We start from the raw sequence: 18,297 nt of genomic DNA on the forward strand, positions 1-18,297 counted from the left end.
ATGAGTTCCTCTCCCAAGCCGGTGGCCTGGCAATTGAACCGAGGTTCGATCTACCAGGATGTCTACGAGAAGAGAATCGATAAACGTCCTGTAGATACCCTGGCAAAACTGCAAGAGGCCTATCTGGAGGACGAGCATCTGGTCTTCCCCTCCGAACAAACCCGCGTGGCGGCGTTGAGAGATGGCGTTTTCCTGTTGCGGATACCGGACGATTTCCAGGTCCGCGACTGCGACCTGTTCGCCAGCAATTTCTTCAAGGGCCCGGCCATCGCCCCCTACGGTGCATTTCGCGAACTCACAGCGGAAACCTTCGACGATCCCCTGCTGGGTTTTCATGAACGAATCAACCAGATCGAGCAATTCCTGCTGGAACGACGCTTCTGGAAAACCCACTACCCAGAGGAAATCCTCCAGGCCGGCGAACAGCTGACCGCTTACAGTCGGCAGTTGCTGCGTGTCATCCTGTCGCTCACCGACATCGATCCGGAATTCTGGAGCCTGGCTACCGGCGGTGCCTCGGACGCCCAGGGTTCCTACCATTTAACCTTCAATCACTATCGCCCGCGCTTCGCGGGTGTCGGGCTGGCTTCCCACAAGGACGATGGGTTCCTGACGCTGTTACGCACCACCGAACCGGGGCTGGAAGTCAACCGCAATGATCGCTGGGAGGCGCTGGAGCCCTCATCCGATCATTTCGTGGTCAACTTTGGTCTCTCCATGGAAGTGCTTACTCGCGGCTCCTCCACACCCGTCAGGGCCATCATGCACAGGGTCAGGCATCAGACCCACGACCGCTGCAGCTTCGCTCATTTCACCTCCAGTCACTGCACTCCCGGCACCGAGGCAGGCATCTACAGCTATGCAACGGGAGAGGGACTCAGGAGAGTCTGCAGTTCGCGCGACATCATCGACGCGAACGACGAGGAGATCTACCAGGGTACGGTCATCAGGGAGACGGACAATCCATGAGCGGGCTTCCCCAGTTCCATCCCTGCAAGGCCTATCTGGATGATTCCAGGCACCTGGTCTTCAACCAGGCGGATGGCTTTGCGCGGGCGCTACGCGACGGCTTCTTCGCCCTGCGTATTCCAGAAGAACTGGATCTCGCACCAGGTATCCGCTTCGCCCAAGAGTTCTACCAACCTGCCGTGGAAGAGCCCCATGCAGACGCCCGTTACCGGGGTTTCAGGAACCTTCCCGACATCTATTTCGACCGGGAGAACTTCCAGACCGAACATATCCTTGCCGACGCCAGACAACGCCAGGCGTCGTTTCCAGACGAAGTGAACCGACTGTGCGAACGGATGCACGAGATCGCCCGGCTCATCCTGCGTGAGATCCTCGGCAGCCTCGGCGTAGCGCCACGGTTGTGGCCCGACGTCACCGGCGGGACCAGCGAAGGGAAGGGCGTCACCTGGTTCGCCGTCAGCCACTACCGACCCGAGCGCAACATGCAGGGCGCTCCAGCGCACAAGGACACCGGCTTCGTCACCGTCTTGTACTGCGACCAGCCAGGCCTGCAGGCGCGACTCGAGGAAGGATGGGTCGAGGTCCCCCCCATGGAAGGGCATTTCCTGATCAATTTCGGGGGCAGCCTGGAACTTCTCACCGCCAGGTTGCCAATCCCGGCCGCCGCGGTTCTCCACCAGGTCCGACAGAGTTCATCGACGGTGGAGCGGGGCGATCGCTACTCCTTCGCGGCATTCCTCAATCCACCTGCGACCGGCGCGCTCTACAGCCTCACCGCCGACGGCCAGCGCGCCGAGCCGGTCATTCCGGTAGAGACCTTCCTTCGCGAATTCAACGAGCAGACCTGGAAGGACAGCTATACCGATTTCGGCATCGCCGAAGGGCCTGGGGCCGCCGCCCCAGCCGACGACCACGCAAACCGGTACCTGCGCCCATGAACAGCAAAGAGAATAGCGCGCCCTTCCCCGGCCTCATCGCCCATCATTCCGGCTCTTGTCCGGCTACCGGACACGCCGAGGCTTTCCACCATGCCACGGTGTGCCAGGGCCTGGACGCCTCCACCTACTTCGCCCGTTCCGGCATCGCGGAACTGGCGGAGAACAACGAAGGACTCTGTACCTTCTGGCTCGGAGACGACCTGGCGCTCTACCAGACGACCAACGCGCCCCTCGTCGACGACGAGGATCTGGCGCCCTCGATCAATGCGAACGCCGAGCTCTTCGGTTCCTTCCTCGGTTCCCTGCCCGCGCAGGACGAGCGACGCAAGGCCAAGCGCGCCGTGGTCGAACGCGTGCTCGGCAGCAACCGGTTCGTTACCAGTCTGGACCCGCATGTACGCGAAATGGCCCAACACTACCTGCGAGAGGTGGCAGGTCGCTCGCTGCCCTTGCAGGACTTCTGCCTGCACATGGTAGCGCGCATCGACAGCGGGTTGCCCGGCGTCCTGGATTTTCATCAGAAGCCCCTGACCCACTACCTGCAAAGCACCGAATACGGAGTGATCGCCAGGGACTTCTTCGAGATCGCCTCGGAGGTCATCAGCAAGATGAATCCGGAATCGATCGAGAACGCCGACATGATCGTCGAGATGACGCGCGACATGCTGGATTCGAACTACGAATCGATTGTCCGGGCTCCTCCAACGAACATGATCCTCGCCCAGTTCGACTGCTTCTCCCGGCCCTTCACACGCGAAACCATACGAACGCTGGATGCCGCATCACTCAAGGAACTGGGTACGATCATCGTCGCGACCTATGACACCACGGCCCTCAGTCTGCTCTGGACGCTCACCTACCTGGAGGACAACCCAGCCGAGAAAGAACGTCTGCTGGGTGTAGTAGACAACCCGGAACAAGCGCTGGACGAGGCCTACCTACTGGTGCTTGAAGCGATCCGCCTGGGTGGCAGCAACCCCACTGCATTGTGGCGCCGGACCAACCGGCCGATACGCATCCGCCATCGCGGCACCGAGGTTACGATTCCCGCCAATACGATGCTCTGGCTCGATCGACGGCGGGCCAATCGCGACGCGTCGCTGTTCCCCCACGCCGAGCGGTTCAATACGGACAACATCCGGCAGCTCATCCGCAACCAGACCAGCCACGGCCAGGCCGTGTCGCTGCTGGCCAGGAACCGCTACGAAATCAACTCCTTCAACATGGTCAACACCCATAGAAGCCCGCGCAAATGCCCAGGCCGCCTGTTCTCCGTCAGGGAACAGGCGCTGATCCTGACGGAGCTGTACCGCCTCTACAAGGTCTGCGTGACAGAAGCCGACTCCACGCTGGCACCTCACAGTTCCATGCCGCGGCCCCGACGTTCGGGAAACATCATCCTCACTGCCAGGGCCGCCGCCCTGTGAACCTGTACGTCATGGAGAACGCTTGATGAGCAATATCCTTCCATCCGCCCGGATGCTCGACGGCATGCTGCACTTCAAGGAAGAAGACGGTTTCAGTCGCGCGCGCAAGCTAGGTGCCTTCCACCTCGAGCACCCACGGGGCTGGGACTTTTCGGCCGGCATCGCCCTGGCCCAGAGCTATTATCTGGAATCCGAGGTAGACGCCGACAACGCCTTCCGGGGGTTCCATCGCAAGGATCTCGGCAAGTCCCTGCTGGGCTATTCCCGCACAGGTGCCGACCAGGACGAACTGCTGCAGATCGAATGCGGCCTGTGGCGGGAATATCTTCCCGCCCCCGCCGCCGACCTGCTTTGGGCAATGAACGACCTGAACCGCAGTGTTCTCTCGCAACTGTTCGCGCTGGTCGGCATCGAGGAAAGACATTTCGACCTGATAGCCGGCGGCATGTCTTCCAACCAGGCGCTGCAGTACTGCATCTTCAATCATTTCCGCGCTGACAGCGCCCACCCGGTGGGTCTCACCGCCCACAAGGACAGCGGTTTTACCACCCTGCTCTACACCACGGAGCCTGGGCTGGAGTCGCTGGAAAATGGCTCCTGGATTCCTTTCGATCCCATGCCCGGCCATTTCACCCTGGTACTTGGACACTCCTTCGAACTCCTAACCGAGAAGTCCGCCACCCCTGTCCAGGCCAGCTATCACCGCGTCCGCAGAATGGAACCGCAAGAGCGAAAAGCGGACAGGTTCACCTTCGGTTCCTACATCGGTCCGCGCTGGGACCAGGACCTGTACCAGATCAGCGGCGAGACCGTTAAGCCGGTGCAATCCTTCCTCGAGTTTCAGAAACGCAAAGCCGCGGAAATGGGTTACGAATTCCATCCCAAGGTGGAGACGGCTCATCGCTGAGCCCATACATCCTTCGCAGGAGGCGCCAGTGAACACGAAACCGAAAACCGCCAGCTCTCCGACGCTACGCGCTCCGGTCAACCTTCCGGCAATGCCACTGGAGAGCCAGGTCCACCAATACCCACCCATCGAGATGGCGCGATCGCGCCTGCTGGAAAGCAGACTCGTCTTCGATCATCCAGACGGCTTCGAACAGGCGCGCAGGCACGGCTTCTTCCTGCTGGAAGTTCCAGCTCGGATGGACTTCTGCCCTGGCGACCTATTCGTCCGCAATTGCTTCCTTCCCCGAGCAGAGGGCGCCTTGTCCACCTATACGGGGTTCAAGGAATGCCAGATACCAGGGGCCTACCAAGGCTATTTCGACAGGGAGCACGATCAGTGGGAGAACGTCTACATCGAACGAGGCAACTGGTCTCTTATACCTGAGGCCGTGGCTGCACTGGGCGTACAAATGGCGGAGCTGGGTATTGGCGTCCTGCGCGCGGTGCTCGCGGAGCTAGACATCCCCCGCGCGGAATGGGCACGCCTGACCAGCGGCCTGTCCGAAGGACAGGGCCACCAGATGTTCGGCTTCAATCATTTCCGCGCCAGCAAGCCGATCCGTGGTTCCAAGTTCCATCGAGACTCGGGCTGGGTCACCGTCCTGCGCTCCACCGAACCCGGACTGATCGCCTATATCGACGGCCAGCTCCGCTCGATCAACCCACTGCCTGGCCATCTCATCATCAACTTCGGCAGTTCCATGGAAGTGCTTTCCGAACACCTGTCGAGAAAGGTCCACGCTAATGTCCACGGGGTAGCCCGCACCGAGCGCGCGAGCCCGGACGAACGCTACTCCTATGTCGTTTTCCTGGATAGCGATCTGGGCGGCGACATCTACCGATACGGTCCGGCCGGAGCCCAGAAGGTACAGACGGTCCTCGAATTCGCCGAACAGGAGGTCAGCCGGACCTACAACGACGACATCCTCCTCTGACCCCATGCCAGAGGAGTTCACCCAACCGGTCCCGGGGATGACAAACGATGAACCCAAACGCCACCTATGCTCTGGCTTCGGCCGAACTGATCGACGGAAAGCTACGCTTCGACAGCAGCGATGGCTTCGCCCGCGCCATCGCCGACGGGTTCTTCTTCGTCAAGTCACCGAGCCTGGACCTGGCAGCCGGCGATACCTTCGCCCGCAACTTCTACCTGCCTCGCCAGGAGGGCCTCGGCGCGCCCTACCAGGGTTTCTCGCAGTGGACCGAAGATCGGCTGGCGCGCCGGGAAGGATATTTCTCCCGCGACGTCGACCAGGTCGAGCAGTTCTTCCTCGAGAGCCGATTCTGGCAGACAGTGTTCCCAGGCCCTTTGCTGCGGCAGGCCGAACGGATGCGGAGTTTCAGTCTCGAGGTGCTGCGGGCCGTACTCGCGGAACTGGACCTGCCGGTAGAGCTGTGGGACGAGGCCACGGGACGCTGCCTCTCCATGCAAGGCACCTATCACCTGACCTTTAACCATTTCCGCAGCCACGTCCGGGCCCGCGGGCTGAATGTGCACAAGGACTCGGGTTGGGTGACCATCCTGCGCTCGCTGGAGCCTGGACTTGAGGTTCTTCGCGAGGGAGACTGGCTGCCGGTCTCGCCCCGTCCCGGCGAATTCATCGTCAACTTCGGCTGCGCGATGGAGATACTGACCCGTCACTCGGCCACTCCTGTCGCCGCCGTCGCTCACCGAGTGCAGGAACAATTGCCAGGCCAAGCCGATCGCTTCTCCTATGCCCTGTTCGTGGATAGCAGCCTGGACCCACGGACATGCCCTGGCCTGTTTCGCTATCTTCCAGGCCACGGCCTGGTGCTGGAAGCAGATTTCGAAATGTTCCTCAACGAAATTCTGCACAATACTTACCAAGAGAATACCCAGGGTCTATATTGACCCTCCTCCCCGCAGTACCTGCATTCCCCGGAGAGCCGCCGCAAAGTCGGCTTTCCTTCCCCAGTCCTCGGCAGATCAACTCATCCCTGACCCTGGCGCCGGCTCCACGAGCCGGCGCCCCCTTGGCGTTCGTCCGCTCATTCAGCCAAAGAGAACATCATGAACCAGAAAATTTCCCCGCCTTCACAGAAGCTCGACGGCCTGTTCCTGCTGGCCCTGTCGATGGCCGTATTCTTCGTCGGCGTGACCGAGTTCATGCTGTCCTCCATGCTCGGGCCGCTGGCGCAGGCGTTCCACACCACTACCAGCGGCGCCGCCTGGCTGATCTCCAGCTACGCGTTCTCCTATGCGATCGCCGCGCCGTTGCTGGGCTACTTCTCCGACCGCATGCAACGCAGGAAGCTGCTGCTGCTCGCCCTGGTCCTCTTCGCGGTCGATACTCTGGCCATCGTCATCGCCCCGACCCTGGAAATTGCCGTCGTCCTGCGGGTGATCGGGGGCATCGCCTCGGCAATCATCATCCCGACCACCTTCGCCCTGGTCGCGGAGGTGGTCGCCCCGCAAAGACAGGCCGGTGCCATGGGCCAGGTGATGCTCGGCATGACCCTCGGCATTGCCGCCGGCCCGGCACTGGCCGGCCTCCTCTCGGACTTCTTCGGCTGGGCGGCGCCCTTCCTGATGGTCTCGTGCGGTTGCGTGCTGGTCTTCCTGATGGCACGCCAGCGCCTTCCCGTGCAAGCCGTGGCACCGCGCGCCGAGGGCCATGCGCTGGGCTGGTGCAGGCAATGGAGCATCCTCAGGCCACTGATCGCCAAGGGTGCCTGGAACGGCACCGGGGTCGCCGGCCTGCTTCTCTCGGGAGAGGTGCTGCGCCAGCGCTACGGCTTCAGCACCGCGCAGATAGGCGTCAGCATCGCCGCCTTCGGCGTGGGCCTGGCCGTGGGCAACCTCGCCGCGGGTTACCTGCGACGTTATCTGAAGCGCGACGAAGACATGCTCCTGCTGGTGCTGGCGCTCCTGGTGCTATCGATGTCGACCTTCATGCTCCTGCCGCTACCGTTGCCCGTGGCGCTCTGCTGCCTGGGCGCCTGGGGCGCCGCGCTGGGCCTGGGCGCGCCGGCGGGCACGGTGGTACTCGCCTCGCGCTCCGGGCCGGACAAGGGCATGGTGCTGTCGTTCGCCGAGACGTTCAACAACATCGCCATTCTCGCCAGCGTGCCCCTGGCTGTGCGACTGCTGGAGCTGAAGGGGCCGCCCGCCACCCTGTGGGTATTGGGCATCGGCCTGGGGATCGGCGCCTGGCTCACCGTGCTGGACTGGTTCGCCAGCCGCAGGAGCGACGAGGCGCTGCCGTTGCGCGATTGACGGCGAGCGCCGCGAGCGCCGGGGCAGCATGCCTGCCCCGGCTTCTCGGGCACGCGGCCGGCGTTACTCGACGGTGACCGACTTGGCCAGGTTGCGCGGCTGGTCGACGTCGGTGCCCTTGAGCACGGCGACATGGTACGAGAGCAATTGCAACGGGATGGTGTAGAGGATCGGCGAGAGCACGTCGCCGATGTGCGGCATGCCCACCACATGGGTGCCCTCGCCGGCCTCGATGCCCGCGCCTTCGTCGGCGAACACCACCAGTTCGCCGCCGCGGGCGCGGACTTCCTGCAGGTTCGACTTGAGCTTCTCCACCAGCTCGTTGTTCGGCGCCACGGTAACCACCGGCATGTCGCTGTCCACCAGCGCCAGCGGGCCATGCTTGAGTTCGCCGGCCGGGTAGGCTTCGGCATGGATATAGGAAATTTCCTTGAGCTTCAGCGCGCCTTCCAGGGCCACCGGGAACTGCGCGCCACGGCCGAGGAACAGGGTGTGGTGCTTCTCGGCGAACAGCTCGGAAACCTTCTCCACCGTACGGTTCATCGCCAGCGCCTCGCCCAGCCGGGTCGGCAGGCGACGCAGTTCGTCCACCAGCTCGGCTTCGACGCCATCGGCCAGGCGCTTCTGCACCTGGCCGATGCCCAGGGTCAGCAGCAGCAGGGCGACCAACTGGGTGGTGAAGGCCTTGGTCGAGGCCACGCCGATTTCCGGGCCGGCCTGGGTCAGCAGGGTCAGGTCAGATTCGCGCACCAGCGAACTGGTGGCAACGTTGCAGATCGCCACGCTGGAGAGGAAGCCCAGCTCCTTGGCGTTGCGCAGGGCAGCCAGGGTGTCGGCGGTCTCACCGGACTGGGAGATGGTGACGAACAGGCAATCCGGCTGCACCGCGACCTTGCGGTAGCGGAACTCGCTGGCGACCTCCACCTGGCAGGGAATCCCGGTCAGGCTTTCCAGCCAGTAACGGGCGACCATGCCGGCGTGGTAACTGGTGCCGCAGGCGACGATCTGCACGTTGCGGACCTTGGCGAACAGCTCCGCCGCCTGCGGACCGAAGCTTTCAACCATTACCTGGTTCTGCCCGAGGCGGCCTTCCAGGGTACGCTGCACGACGCTGGGCTGCTCGTGGATTTCCTTGAGCATGAAATGCCGGTACTCGCCCTTGTCGGCGGCTTCGGCGCCTTCGTGGTACTGCACGGTCTCGCGCTGCACGTCGTTGCCCTGGACATCCCACAGGCGCACGCTGTCGCGACGGATCTCGGCGATATCGCCTTCTTCCAGGTAGATGAAGCGGTCGGTCACCTGGCGCAGCGCCAGTTGGTCGGAAGCGAGGAAGTTCTCGCCAAGCCCGAGGCCGATCACCAGCGGGCTGCCGCTGCGAGCGGCGACGATGCGGTCCGGCTGCGCCGCGCTGATCACTGCCAGGCCATAGGCCCCGTGCAATTCCTTGACCGCGTCCTTCAGCGCCAGGGTCAGGTCGCCGATGGACTGCAGCTTGTGGTGCAGCAGGTGGACGATGACCTCGGTGTCGGTCTGCGAGGTGAACACGTAGCCCAGCCCCTTGAGCCGCTCACGGAGAGGTTCGTGGTTCTCGATGATGCCGTTGTGCACCACCGCCAGTTCGTCGCTGGAGAAATGCGGGTGGGCGTTGCCTTCGGTTGGCGCGCCGTGGGTCGCCCAGCGGGTATGGGCGATGCCCAGGCGGCCGAGCAGCGGCGTACCGGCCAGGCCTTCCTCCAGGCTGGCGACCTTGCCGACCCGGCGGCAGCGCTGCAGCCTGCCTTCGTTATCGAAGACCGCCACGCCGGCGCTGTCGTAGCCGCGATACTCGAGGCGCTTGAGGCCTTCGATAAGGATGGGGGTGATGTTGCGCTCGGCGATCGCGCCTACGATTCCACACATGGGGTCTTTCTCCTTTCAGGCCTCGACCGGGGTGCAGATCAGCGTGACGCCCCGGGCGGTTATCTGTTCGCGCGCGGAAGGTTCCAGGCGCTCGTCGGTAATCAGGGTATGGATGCTGCTCCAGGGCAATTCCTGGTTGGGAATGCGCCGACCGACCTTGTCGGCCTCGGCCATGACGATCACCTCGCGGGCGACCTCGGCCATCACCCGGCTCAGGCCCAGCAATTCGTTGAACGTGGTCGTCCCGCGTTCGAGATCGATGCCGTCGGCACCGATGAATAGTTGGTCGAAGTCATAGGAACGCAGCACCTGCTCGGCAACCTGCCCCTGGAACGACTCGGAATGCGGATCCCAGGTCCCCCCGGTCATCAGCAGCACCGGCTCGTGCTCCAGTTCGCGCAGGGCGTTGACCACGTTCAGCGAGTTGGTCATCACCACCAGGCCCGGCTTGTGCCCAAGCTCGGGGATCATCGCCGCGGTGGTGCTGCCACTGTCGATGATGATCCGCGCATGCTCGCGGATGCGCGCCGCGGCGGCGCGACCGATAGCCTGCTTGTAGGGCGAGACGGGCTGCGCAGCTTCACCTATCAGTTCCTGCGGCATCGGCACCGCACCGCCGTAGCGACGCAACAGCAGGCCGTGGCTTTCCATGGCGGCGAGGTCCTTGCGGATGGTCACTTCCGAGGTGGAAAAGCGCTTGGCGAGTGCGTCCACGCTGACCTCGCCCTGCTCGGAAAGCAGCGCGAGGATGGCATGGCGACGTTGCGGCGTATTACGTTTCGAGATCACTTAAGTTTCGTTTCGAAAGAAAAGTGTGCGAATCAAAACTTATCCGGCGCTTCCCGTCAATGACTTTTCATCGGCTCGGCAGCACCGTATCGGGATCGAGGTAGAACATCTTCTTCCAACCCTGGGTGCTGTCGTCGGCCAGCCAGGGATAGGGCAGCAAGGTGATGATCGCGTAGTGCAGGTGGGCCGGCTTGCCGCGCGCGTTGCCGGTGGTGCCGACCGTACCCAGGCGGGAACCGGCAAGGACCGGCTGGCCCGGATAGGCGTCGAGGCTATCGAGATGGGCGTAGTAATGCAGGCGCCACTTGGGCGCCAGCACCAGGACGACCTTGCCGCCGAGGGCGATCTCCCCGCGATAGAGCACCAGGCCGTAGCTGGCGGAGCGTACGGGGGTGCCGCTGCGGGCGAAGATGTCGATGCCCTTGTGCACTCCGGAGCGCCCCCAGGGCTCGAACCAGAAGGTTCGCGGATTCCAGTCGCGGGCACTGGCGCCTTCGACGGGTATCCGCGGCCATTCGGGCAGCACCGCCCAGGCTATGAGCAGCCCCAGCACGATCCGTTTCGCAGGCTTCGGCATCCGTGCCGCTCCGTTACTTCTTGATTTTTTCCGGGCGCTTCCAGTTTTCCAGGTTCTTCTGCCGGGCGCGGCCGAAGGCCAGGTTCTTCGCCGGAACCTCATGGGTGATGGTGGAGCCGGCCGCGGTCGTCGCTCCATCGCCGATCTTCAGCGGCGCCACCAGCGAGTTGTTCGAGCCGATGAACACATCGTCGCCCAGCTCGGTGCGGAACTTGTTCGCGCCATCGTAGTTGCAGGTGATGGTGCCGGCGCCGATGTTGCAGTTGGCGCCCAACTCGGCATCGCCCAGGTAGCTCAGGTGGCCGGCCTTGCTGCCCTCGCCCAGGCGGGCATTCTTCAGTTCGACGAAGTTGCCGACATGGGCCCGAGCGCCGAGCACGCTGCCCGGACGCAGGCGGGCGAACGGACCGGCATCGCTACCCTCGCCCAGCTCCGCGCCTTCCAGATGGCTGTTGGCCTTGATCACCGCGCCACGCCGCAGGACGCTGTCGCGAATCACGCAGTTCGGTCCGATGCGCACGTCGTCCTCGATCACCACGCGGCCTTCCAGCACCACGTTGACGTCGATCAGCACGTCGCGGCCGACCGAGATTTCGCCACGGACATCCAGGCGCTGCGGATCGAGCAGGGTCACGCCCTGGCGCATCAGCTCCTCCGCGCGCAGGCGCTGGTAGTGACGCTCCAGCTGGGCCTGTTGCATGCGGTCATTAACGCCCTGCACTTCCATCGCGTCCAGCGGTTGGGCGCTGGCTACCACCAGGCCGTCGCCGACCGCCATGGCGATCACGTCGGTCAGGTAATACTCGCCCTGGGCGTTGTCGTTGGACAGGCGGCCGAGCCAGTCGGCAAGGCGCTTGCCCGGCACCGCGAGGATGCCGGTGTTGATCTCGCCGATCTGGCGCTGCGCCGGGGTCGCGTCCTTGTGCTCGACGATGGCCTGCACCGCGCCCTGGTCGTCACGGACGATGCGGCCGTAGCCGGTGGGGTCGAGCATGTCGACGGTGAGCAACGACAACTGGTCCGGGGTGACTTGCGCCAGCAGGCGCTGCAAGGTGTCCAGCTGGATCAGCGGCACGTCGCCGTAGAGGATCAGCACCTGGTCTGCACTGAGGAACGGCAGGGCCTGGGCCACCGCATGGCCCGTACCGAGCTGTTCGGCCTGGAGCACGAAATTCAGGTCGTCGGCGGCCATCCGCTCACGCACCAGATCCGCGCCGTGGCCGATCACCACGTGGATCCGTTCCGGCTGCAACTGGCGCGCGCAGTCGATGACGTGGCCGAGCATCGGCTTGCCGGCAATGGGATGGAGGACCTTGGGCAGGGCCGAACGCATGCGGGTGCCCTGGCCGGCGGCGAGAATCACGATTTCAAGGGACATGGACTGGACTACCGTTCCTGGTGGTCACAGGCAAAACCTGTGAGTGAAGATGCAAAACGAAAAAAGGGTAGCCCACAGGCTACCCTTTTCCCTGACACCGCTAGAAGTACCGGCTGGAAATCAGCCGCCGAACTTCTTGCGCAGTTGCTGGACGGTGCGCAGCTGGGCTGCGGCTTCGGCCAGACGCGCGGCAGCGGCGCTGTAGTCGAACTCGGCGCCCTTGCCCTGCAGCGCCTTTTCGGCAGCCTTCAGGGCTTCCTGGGCGGCCGCTTCGTCGAGGTCGCCGGCACGAACCACGGTGTCGGCGAGGACCTTGACCATGTTCGGCTGGACTTCGAGGAAACCGCCGGAGATGTAGTACACCTCCTGCTCGCCGCCCTGCTTGACCAGGCGGATGGGGCCCGGTTTCAGGTCGGTGATCAGCGGCGCGTGGCCCGGGGCGATACCCAGGTCACCCAGAGCGCCGTGCGCGATAACCATCTCGACCAGGCCGGAGAAGATCTCCGCCTCGGCGCTGACGATGTCGCAATGGACTGTTATGGCCATACGCTTGCCTCACATGAGCGCCCGTCGCCGGGCGCACAGGATTACAGTTTTTTGGCTTTCTCGACCGCTTCTTCGATACCGCCGACCATGTAGAACGCCTGCTCCGGCAGGTGATCGTAGTCGCCGTTGAGAATGCCCTTGAAGCCAGCGATGGTGTCCTTCAGGGAAACGTACTTGCCCGGCGAACCGGTGAAGACTTCCGCTACGAAGAACGGCTGGGACAGGAAGCGCTGGATCTTACGAGCGCGCGCCACCAGCAGCTTGTCGGCTTCGGACAGTTCGTCCATGCCCAGGATCGCGATGATGTCCTTCAGCTCCTTGTAGCGCTGCAGAACATACTGGACGCCGCGAGCGGTGTCGTAGTGATCCTGGCCGATCACCAGCGGATCGAGCTGGCGAGAGGTGGAGTCCAGCGGGTCGACCGCGGGGTAGATACCCAGCGAGGCGATGTCACGGGACAGTACGACGGTCGCGTCCAGGTGGGCGAAGGTGGTCGCCGGGGACGGGTCGGTGAGGTCGTCCGCGGGAACGTATACGGCCTGGATCGAGGTGATCGAGCCTTTCTTGGTGGAGGTGATGCGCTCCTGCAGAACGCCCATCTCTTCGGCCAGGGTCGGCTGATAGCCCACCGCGGACGGCATACGGCCCAGCAGTGCGGACACTTCGGTACCGGCGAGGGTGTAACGGTAGATGTTGTCGATGAACAACAGAACGTCACGGCCTTCGTCACGGAACTTCTCGGCCATGGTCAGGCCGGTCAGTGCGACGCGCAGACGGTTACCCGGCGGCTCGTTCATCTGGCCGTATACCAGGGCTACCTTGTCCAGTACGTTGGAATCCTTCATCTCGTGGTAGAAGTCGTTACCCTCACGAGTACGCTCGCCCACACCCGCGAACACGGAATAACCGCTGTGCTCGATGGCGATGTTACGGATCAGTTCCATCATGTTGACGGTCTTGCCCACGCCGGCGCCGCCGAACAGGCCTACCTTGCCGCCCTTGGCGAACGGGCAGACCAGGTCGATCACCTTGATGCCGGTTTCCAGCAGCTCGTTGCCGCCAGCCTGGTCGGCATAGGACGGAGCTTCACGGTGGATGCCCCAGCGCTCTTCTTCGCCGATGGGACCGGCTTCGTCGATCGGGTTGCCCAGTACGTCCATGATCCGGCCCAGGGTCGCTTTACCGACCGGCACGGAGATGGCAGCACCAGTGCTGTCCACGTTCAGGCCACGCTTGAGGCCTTCGGTGGAACCCATCGCAATGGAACGAACCACGCCGTCGCCCAGCTGCTGCTGGACTTCCAGGGTGGTTTCAACGCCCTGAACCTTCAGGGCTTCATAGATGCTCGGCACGGCATCGCGCGGGAATTCCACGTCGATCACGGCGCCGATGATTTGAACGATACGTCCGCTACTCATGTCTGGTTCCTCTGAATTTTGAACCTGTTCTTACACCGCGGCAGCGCCGCCGACGATTTCCGAGATTTCCTGGGTGATCGCCGCCTGACGCGCCTTGTTGTAGATCAGCTGCAAATCGCTGATCAGCTCGCCGGCGTTGTCGGTAGCGTTCTTCATTGCAATCATCCGGGCCGCCTGCTCACAGGCGTTGTTCTCAACCACGGCCTGGTACACCTGGGATTCCACGTAACGCACCAGCAGCCCGTCGAGGAGCGACTTGGCGTCGGGTTCGTAGAGATAGTCCCAGTGGTGCTTCAGCTCCTGATCGTCATCGGCCACCAGCGGAATCAGCTGTTCCACGGTCGGCTTCTGGGTCATGGTGTTGACGAACTTGTTGGAGACCACGAACAGGCGATCGATACGGCCTTCGAGGTATGCGTCGAGCATCACCTTGACACTGCCGATCAGGTCGTTGATCGAAGGCTCTTCGCCGAGGTGGCTGATAGCTGCCACGACGTTGCCGCCGAAACTGCGGAAGAACGAAGCGCCCTTGCTACCGATCACGCAAAGGTCGATTTCCGCCCCTTGCTCGCGGTAGCCGCTCATGTCCTTGACGAGGGACTTGAACAGGTTGATGTTCAGACCGCCGCACAGACCACGGTCACTGCTCACCACGATGTAGCCGACGCGCTTGACTTCACGCTCGACCATGAACGGGTGACGGTATTCCGGGTTGGCGTTGGCCAGATGGCCGATCACCTGGCGAATACGCTCCGCGTAGGGACGGCCGGCCGCCATGCGCATTTGTGCCTTGCGCATCTTGCTCACCGCCACTTTTTCCATGGCATTGGTGATCTTTTGCGTGCTTTTGATGCTCGCAATCTTGCTGCGAATCTCTTTTGCGCCTGCCATTTGACACCTATCGGGTTAGCAGGCGGGAGCCTCGCGGCTCCCGCTGCGGCTTACCAGGTTTGGGTGGCCTTGAACTTCTCGATGCCGGCCTTGATGCCCGCGTCGATTTCGTCGTTGAAGTCACCTTTCTCGTTGATCTTCGCCAGCAGAGCGGCATGCTCGCGCTGGAAGTAGGAGATCAACGCCTGCTCGAAGCTACCGACCTTGGCGATTTCGACGTCCTGCAGGAAGCCACGCTCGGCGGCATACAGGGACAGCGACATCTCGGCGATCGACATCGGCGCGTACTGCTTCTGCTTCATCAGCTCGGTAACGCGCTGACCATGCTCCAGCTGCTTGCGGGTCGCTTCGTCCAGGTCCGAGGCGAACTGGGCGAAGGCCGCCAGTTCACGGTACTGGGCCAGAGCGGTACGGATGCCGCCGGACAGCTTCTTGATGATCTTGGTCTGGGCCGCGCCACCTACGCGGGATACCGAGATACCGGCGTTGACGGCCGGACGGATACCCGAGTTGAACATGGCGGATTCCAGGAAGATCTGGCCGTCGGTGATCGAGATCACGTTGGTCGGAACGAACGCGGAAACGTCGCCGGCCTGGGTCTCGATGATCGGCAGCGCGGTCAGCGAGCCGGTCTTGCCGGTCACGGCGCCGTTGGTGAACTTCTCGACATACTCTTCGGAAACGCGGGAAGCGCGCTCCAGCAGACGGCTGTGGAGATAGAACACGTCGCCCGGGTAGGCTTCGCGGCCCGGCGGACGGCGCAGCAGCAGGGAGATCTGGCGATAAGCCACGGCCTGCTTGGACAGGTCGTCGTAGACGATCAGGGCGTCTTCACCGCGATCGCGGAAGTATTCGCCCATGGTGCAACCGGAGTACGGCGCCAGGTATTGCAGGGCGGCGGACTCGGAAGCGCTGGCGGCGACCACGATGGTGTTGGCCAGGGCACCGTTCTCTTCCAGCTTGCGTACGACGTTGGCGATAGTGGACTGCTTCTGGCCGATGGCCACGTAGACGCACTTAATACCGCTGTCTTTCTGGTTGATGATGGCGTCGACCGCGAGGGCGGTCTTGCCGATCTGGCGGTCGCCGATGATCAGCTCGCGCTGGCCACGGCCTACCGGGATCATGGCGTCGACCGACTTGTAGCCGGTCTGTACCGGCTGGTCTACCGACTTACGCCAGATCACGCCCGGAGCGACCTTCTCGACCGCGTCGGTGGCCTTGGCGTCGATCGGACCCTTGCCGTCGATCGGATTGCCCAGTGCGTCGACTACGCGACCCAGCAGTTCCGGACCGACCGGAACCTCCAGGATGCGCCCGGTGCACTTGGCGTTCATGCCTTCGGCGAGGCCCTGGTATTCACCCAGGACCACGGCACCCACGGAATCCTGCTCCAGGTTCAGCGCCATACCGTAGACGCCGCCCGGGAACTCGATCATCTCGCCGTACATGACGTCGGCCAGACCGTAGATGCGCACGATACCGTCGGACACGCTGACGATGGTGCCTTCGTTTCGTGCTTGGGAGGCGACGTCGAGTTTCTCGATGCGCCCCTTGATGATTTCACTAATTTCGGAAGGATTGAGTTGCTGCATGCCGCTGCCCCTTCAAACTCAAGATTTCAACGCTTCGGCCAGTTTCGCGAGCTTGCCGCGCACCGAGCCATCGATTACCAAGTCACCGGCGCGAATGATCACGCCGCCGATCAGGCTCGCGTCTTCCGACGCATGTAGCCGCACTTCGCGACTGAGCCGGGCGCTGAGAGCCTTGGCGAGTTTGTCCTGCTGTTCTTTGCTCAAGGTGAAGGCACTGGTGACTTCTACCTCGACCGACTTTTCCTGCTCGGCCTTCAACTGCTCGTACATCTCAGCGATGGTCGGCAGCAGTTCGAGCCGCTTGTTCTCAGCCACAGTCCGGACGAAGTTCTGGGCTGGTGCATTCAGCTTGTCGCCGCACACATCGATCAGGCTCTGGGCCTTGGCCGAAGAGGTCAGCTGAGGCTCTTTGAGCAGCTGGCGCACGGTGTCGTCCTGCGACACTGCGGCCAGCACACCCAGCGCAGCCGACCAATCGGCCAGTTGCTGATGAGCCTGGGCGTACTCGAAAGCCGCCTTTGCGTAGGGACGAGCCAACGTGGTCAGTTCTGCCATAGCGCCCTCGCTTAGATCTCGGCTGCCAGTTTGGAAACCAGCTGCTCGTGCGCGTTTGCGTCGATCGAAGCACCCAGGATCTTCTCTGCGCCGGTGACGGCCAGGGCACCCACTTGGGCACGCAGGGCGTCCTTGACGCTGTTCAGTTCCTGTTCGATTTCCGCTTGGGCCTGGGCCTTCAGGCGTTCGCCTTCGGTACGGGCCTGGTCGCGGGCTTCATCGACGATCTGGTTAGCGCGTTTCTTCGCCTGTTCGACGATTTCGGCTGCCTGAGCCTTGGCTTCGCGCAGTTGCTGGCCCGCTTTCTCATGAGCCAGCTCCAGATCACGAGCCGCGCGGTTGGCAGCGTCCAGGCCGTCAGCGATCTTCTTCTGACGCTCTTGCAGAGCCGCGATGACCGGAGGCCACACGAACTTCATGCAGAACAGCACAAAGATGAAGAACGCAACGGACTGGCCAATCAGGGTTGCATTAATGTTCACGCCAACACCTCGCTCGTTCGTTGTCCGTCAAACACTCAAATCGAATGATTCGAGTGATTAGCCGGCGATTTGACCAACGAAGGGATTCGCGAAGGTGAAGAACAGGGCGATACCCACACCGATCATGGTCACGGCGTCCAGCAGGCCGGCGACGATGAACATTTTCACCTGCAGCATCGGAACCATTTCAGGCTGACGAGCTGCGCCTTCCAGGAACTTGCCACCCAGCAGACCGAAACCGATGGCGGTACCCAGGGCACCCAGGCCAATCAGCAGAGCAACGGCGATAGCAGTCAGTCCAACTACAGTTTCCATTTTTCCTCCCGACTTTTTGTCGTGTTGGTTAAAGGTTGAAGCGAATCGATTAATGGTTGTCTTCGTGCGCCATCGACAGGTAGACGATGGTCAGCATCATGAAGATGAAGGCCTGCAGGGTGATGATCAGGATGTGGAACACAGCCCACGCCCAGTTCAGGGCTACGCCCAGGGCACTCAGCAGGAACATTCCGCTACCGAACATGACGGCGATCAGAATGAAGATCAGTTCGCCGGCATACATGTTGCCGAACAGACGCAGCGCCAGCGAAACCGGCTTGGCGATCAGGGTCACGAACTCGAGCAGGAAGTTCACCGGAATCAGCAGGATC

The 18,297-nt window shown here is 62.8% G+C and carries 19 protein-coding genes; 7 read left to right on the top strand and 12 right to left on the bottom strand.

The window, feature by feature from the left end; translation table 11 throughout:
- From HMPREF2716_RS11610 to HMPREF2716_RS11640, 7 genes are all read left to right on the top strand, one after another.
- Window positions 1–969, top strand: coding sequence for a 2OG-Fe(II) oxygenase family protein (locus HMPREF2716_RS11610; protein ID WP_070621897.1), 969 nt, complete (start codon window positions 1–3; stop codon window positions 967–969).
- On the top strand, window positions 966–1,907 hold the full coding sequence (locus tag HMPREF2716_RS11615) for a 2OG-Fe(II) oxygenase family protein (RefSeq protein WP_003100208.1): 942 nt from the start codon (window positions 966–968) through the stop codon (window positions 1,905–1,907). The genes HMPREF2716_RS11610 and HMPREF2716_RS11615 overlap by 4 nt, the downstream gene beginning before the upstream one ends.
- The gene (locus HMPREF2716_RS11620) at window positions 1,904–3,334 is read left to right on the top strand and encodes a cytochrome P450 (RefSeq protein ID WP_023518227.1); all 1,431 of its coding nucleotides are present in this window, start codon (window positions 1,904–1,906) and stop codon (window positions 3,332–3,334) included. Before HMPREF2716_RS11615 ends, HMPREF2716_RS11620 begins: the two co-directional genes overlap by 4 nt.
- 25 nt (window positions 3,335–3,359) lie before the next feature.
- Window positions 3,360–4,241 (top strand): 2OG-Fe(II) oxygenase family protein, encoded by an 882-nt coding sequence (locus HMPREF2716_RS11625; RefSeq protein WP_023132409.1) that lies wholly within the window; start codon window positions 3,360–3,362, stop codon window positions 4,239–4,241.
- 28 nt (window positions 4,242–4,269) lie between these two features.
- The gene (locus HMPREF2716_RS11630) at window positions 4,270–5,217 is read left to right on the top strand and encodes a 2OG-Fe(II) oxygenase family protein (RefSeq protein WP_014603451.1); all 948 of its coding nucleotides are present in this window, start codon (window positions 4,270–4,272) and stop codon (window positions 5,215–5,217) included.
- 47 nt (window positions 5,218–5,264) lie between these two features.
- Entirely contained in the window at window positions 5,265–6,155 is an 891-nt protein-coding gene (locus tag HMPREF2716_RS11635) for a 2OG-Fe(II) oxygenase family protein (protein ID WP_003100219.1), read from the top strand.
- Between the two features lie 159 nt (window positions 6,156–6,314).
- Entirely contained in the window at window positions 6,315–7,520 is a 1,206-nt protein-coding gene (locus tag HMPREF2716_RS11640; RefSeq protein ID WP_003122302.1) for an MFS transporter, read from the top strand.
- Between the two features lie 63 nt (window positions 7,521–7,583).
- On the opposite strand, the gene glmS is transcribed toward HMPREF2716_RS11640, so the two are convergent.
- From glmS to HMPREF2716_RS11700, 12 genes are all read right to left on the bottom strand, one after another.
- Window positions 7,584–9,419, bottom strand: coding sequence for a glutamine--fructose-6-phosphate transaminase (isomerizing) (gene glmS, locus HMPREF2716_RS11645; RefSeq protein WP_003097120.1), 1,836 nt, complete (start codon window positions 9,417–9,419; stop codon window positions 7,584–7,586).
- A gap of 15 nt (window positions 9,420–9,434) precedes the next feature.
- Window positions 9,435–10,208 (bottom strand): DeoR/GlpR family DNA-binding transcription regulator, encoded by a 774-nt coding sequence (locus HMPREF2716_RS11650; RefSeq protein ID WP_003100226.1) that lies wholly within the window; start codon window positions 10,206–10,208, stop codon window positions 9,435–9,437.
- Window positions 10,209–10,275: 67 nt separating this feature from the next.
- A complete protein-coding gene (locus HMPREF2716_RS11655) occupies window positions 10,276–10,785 on the bottom strand; it encodes a M23 family metallopeptidase (RefSeq protein ID WP_003114652.1) in 510 nt (169 codons plus the stop codon).
- A 13-nt stretch (window positions 10,786–10,798) separates the two neighbouring features.
- On the bottom strand, window positions 10,799–12,163 hold the full coding sequence (glmU, locus tag HMPREF2716_RS11660) for a bifunctional UDP-N-acetylglucosamine diphosphorylase/glucosamine-1-phosphate N-acetyltransferase GlmU (protein WP_003114651.1): 1,365 nt from the start codon (window positions 12,161–12,163) through the stop codon (window positions 10,799–10,801).
- Window positions 12,164–12,283: 120 nt separating this feature from the next.
- Entirely contained in the window at window positions 12,284–12,709 is a 426-nt protein-coding gene (locus HMPREF2716_RS11665; RefSeq protein WP_003097128.1) for a F0F1 ATP synthase subunit epsilon, read from the bottom strand.
- Window positions 12,710–12,750: 41 nt separating this feature from the next.
- On the bottom strand, window positions 12,751–14,127 hold the full coding sequence (gene atpD / locus HMPREF2716_RS11670) for a F0F1 ATP synthase subunit beta (protein WP_003097130.1): 1,377 nt from the start codon (window positions 14,125–14,127) through the stop codon (window positions 12,751–12,753).
- A 30-nt stretch (window positions 14,128–14,157) separates the two neighbouring features.
- Complete coding sequence (atpG, locus tag HMPREF2716_RS11675; RefSeq protein WP_003097132.1) at window positions 14,158–15,018, bottom strand: F0F1 ATP synthase subunit gamma; 861 nt, start codon at window positions 15,016–15,018, stop codon at window positions 14,158–14,160.
- Window positions 15,019–15,068: 50 nt separating this feature from the next.
- Window positions 15,069–16,613: a F0F1 ATP synthase subunit alpha gene (gene atpA, locus HMPREF2716_RS11680; protein ID WP_003097134.1), complete on the bottom strand. Its 1,545-nt coding sequence runs from the start codon at window positions 16,611–16,613 to the stop codon at window positions 15,069–15,071.
- Window positions 16,614–16,631: 18 nt separating this feature from the next.
- Window positions 16,632–17,168 carry a F0F1 ATP synthase subunit delta gene (locus tag HMPREF2716_RS11685; protein WP_003097135.1) on the bottom strand — a complete coding sequence of 179 codons (537 nt, stop codon included), beginning with the start codon at window positions 17,166–17,168 and terminating at the stop codon, window positions 16,632–16,634.
- Between the two features lie 11 nt (window positions 17,169–17,179).
- On the bottom strand, window positions 17,180–17,650 hold the full coding sequence (locus HMPREF2716_RS11690; RefSeq protein ID WP_003100235.1) for a F0F1 ATP synthase subunit B: 471 nt from the start codon (window positions 17,648–17,650) through the stop codon (window positions 17,180–17,182).
- A gap of 57 nt (window positions 17,651–17,707) precedes the next feature.
- The gene (gene atpE, locus HMPREF2716_RS11695; RefSeq protein ID WP_003097235.1) at window positions 17,708–17,965 is read right to left on the bottom strand and encodes a F0F1 ATP synthase subunit C; all 258 of its coding nucleotides are present in this window, start codon (window positions 17,963–17,965) and stop codon (window positions 17,708–17,710) included.
- Window positions 17,966–18,014: 49 nt separating this feature from the next.
- Window positions 18,015–18,297, bottom strand: a 283-nt coding sequence (locus HMPREF2716_RS11700; protein ID WP_168168081.1) for a F0F1 ATP synthase subunit A, incomplete at its 5' end; no start/stop codon positions are given.

The sequence above is a fragment of the Pseudomonas sp. HMSC076A11 genome (assembly GCF_001810205.1).
GTDB lineage: Bacteria > Pseudomonadota > Gammaproteobacteria > Pseudomonadales > Pseudomonadaceae > Pseudomonas > Pseudomonas aeruginosa.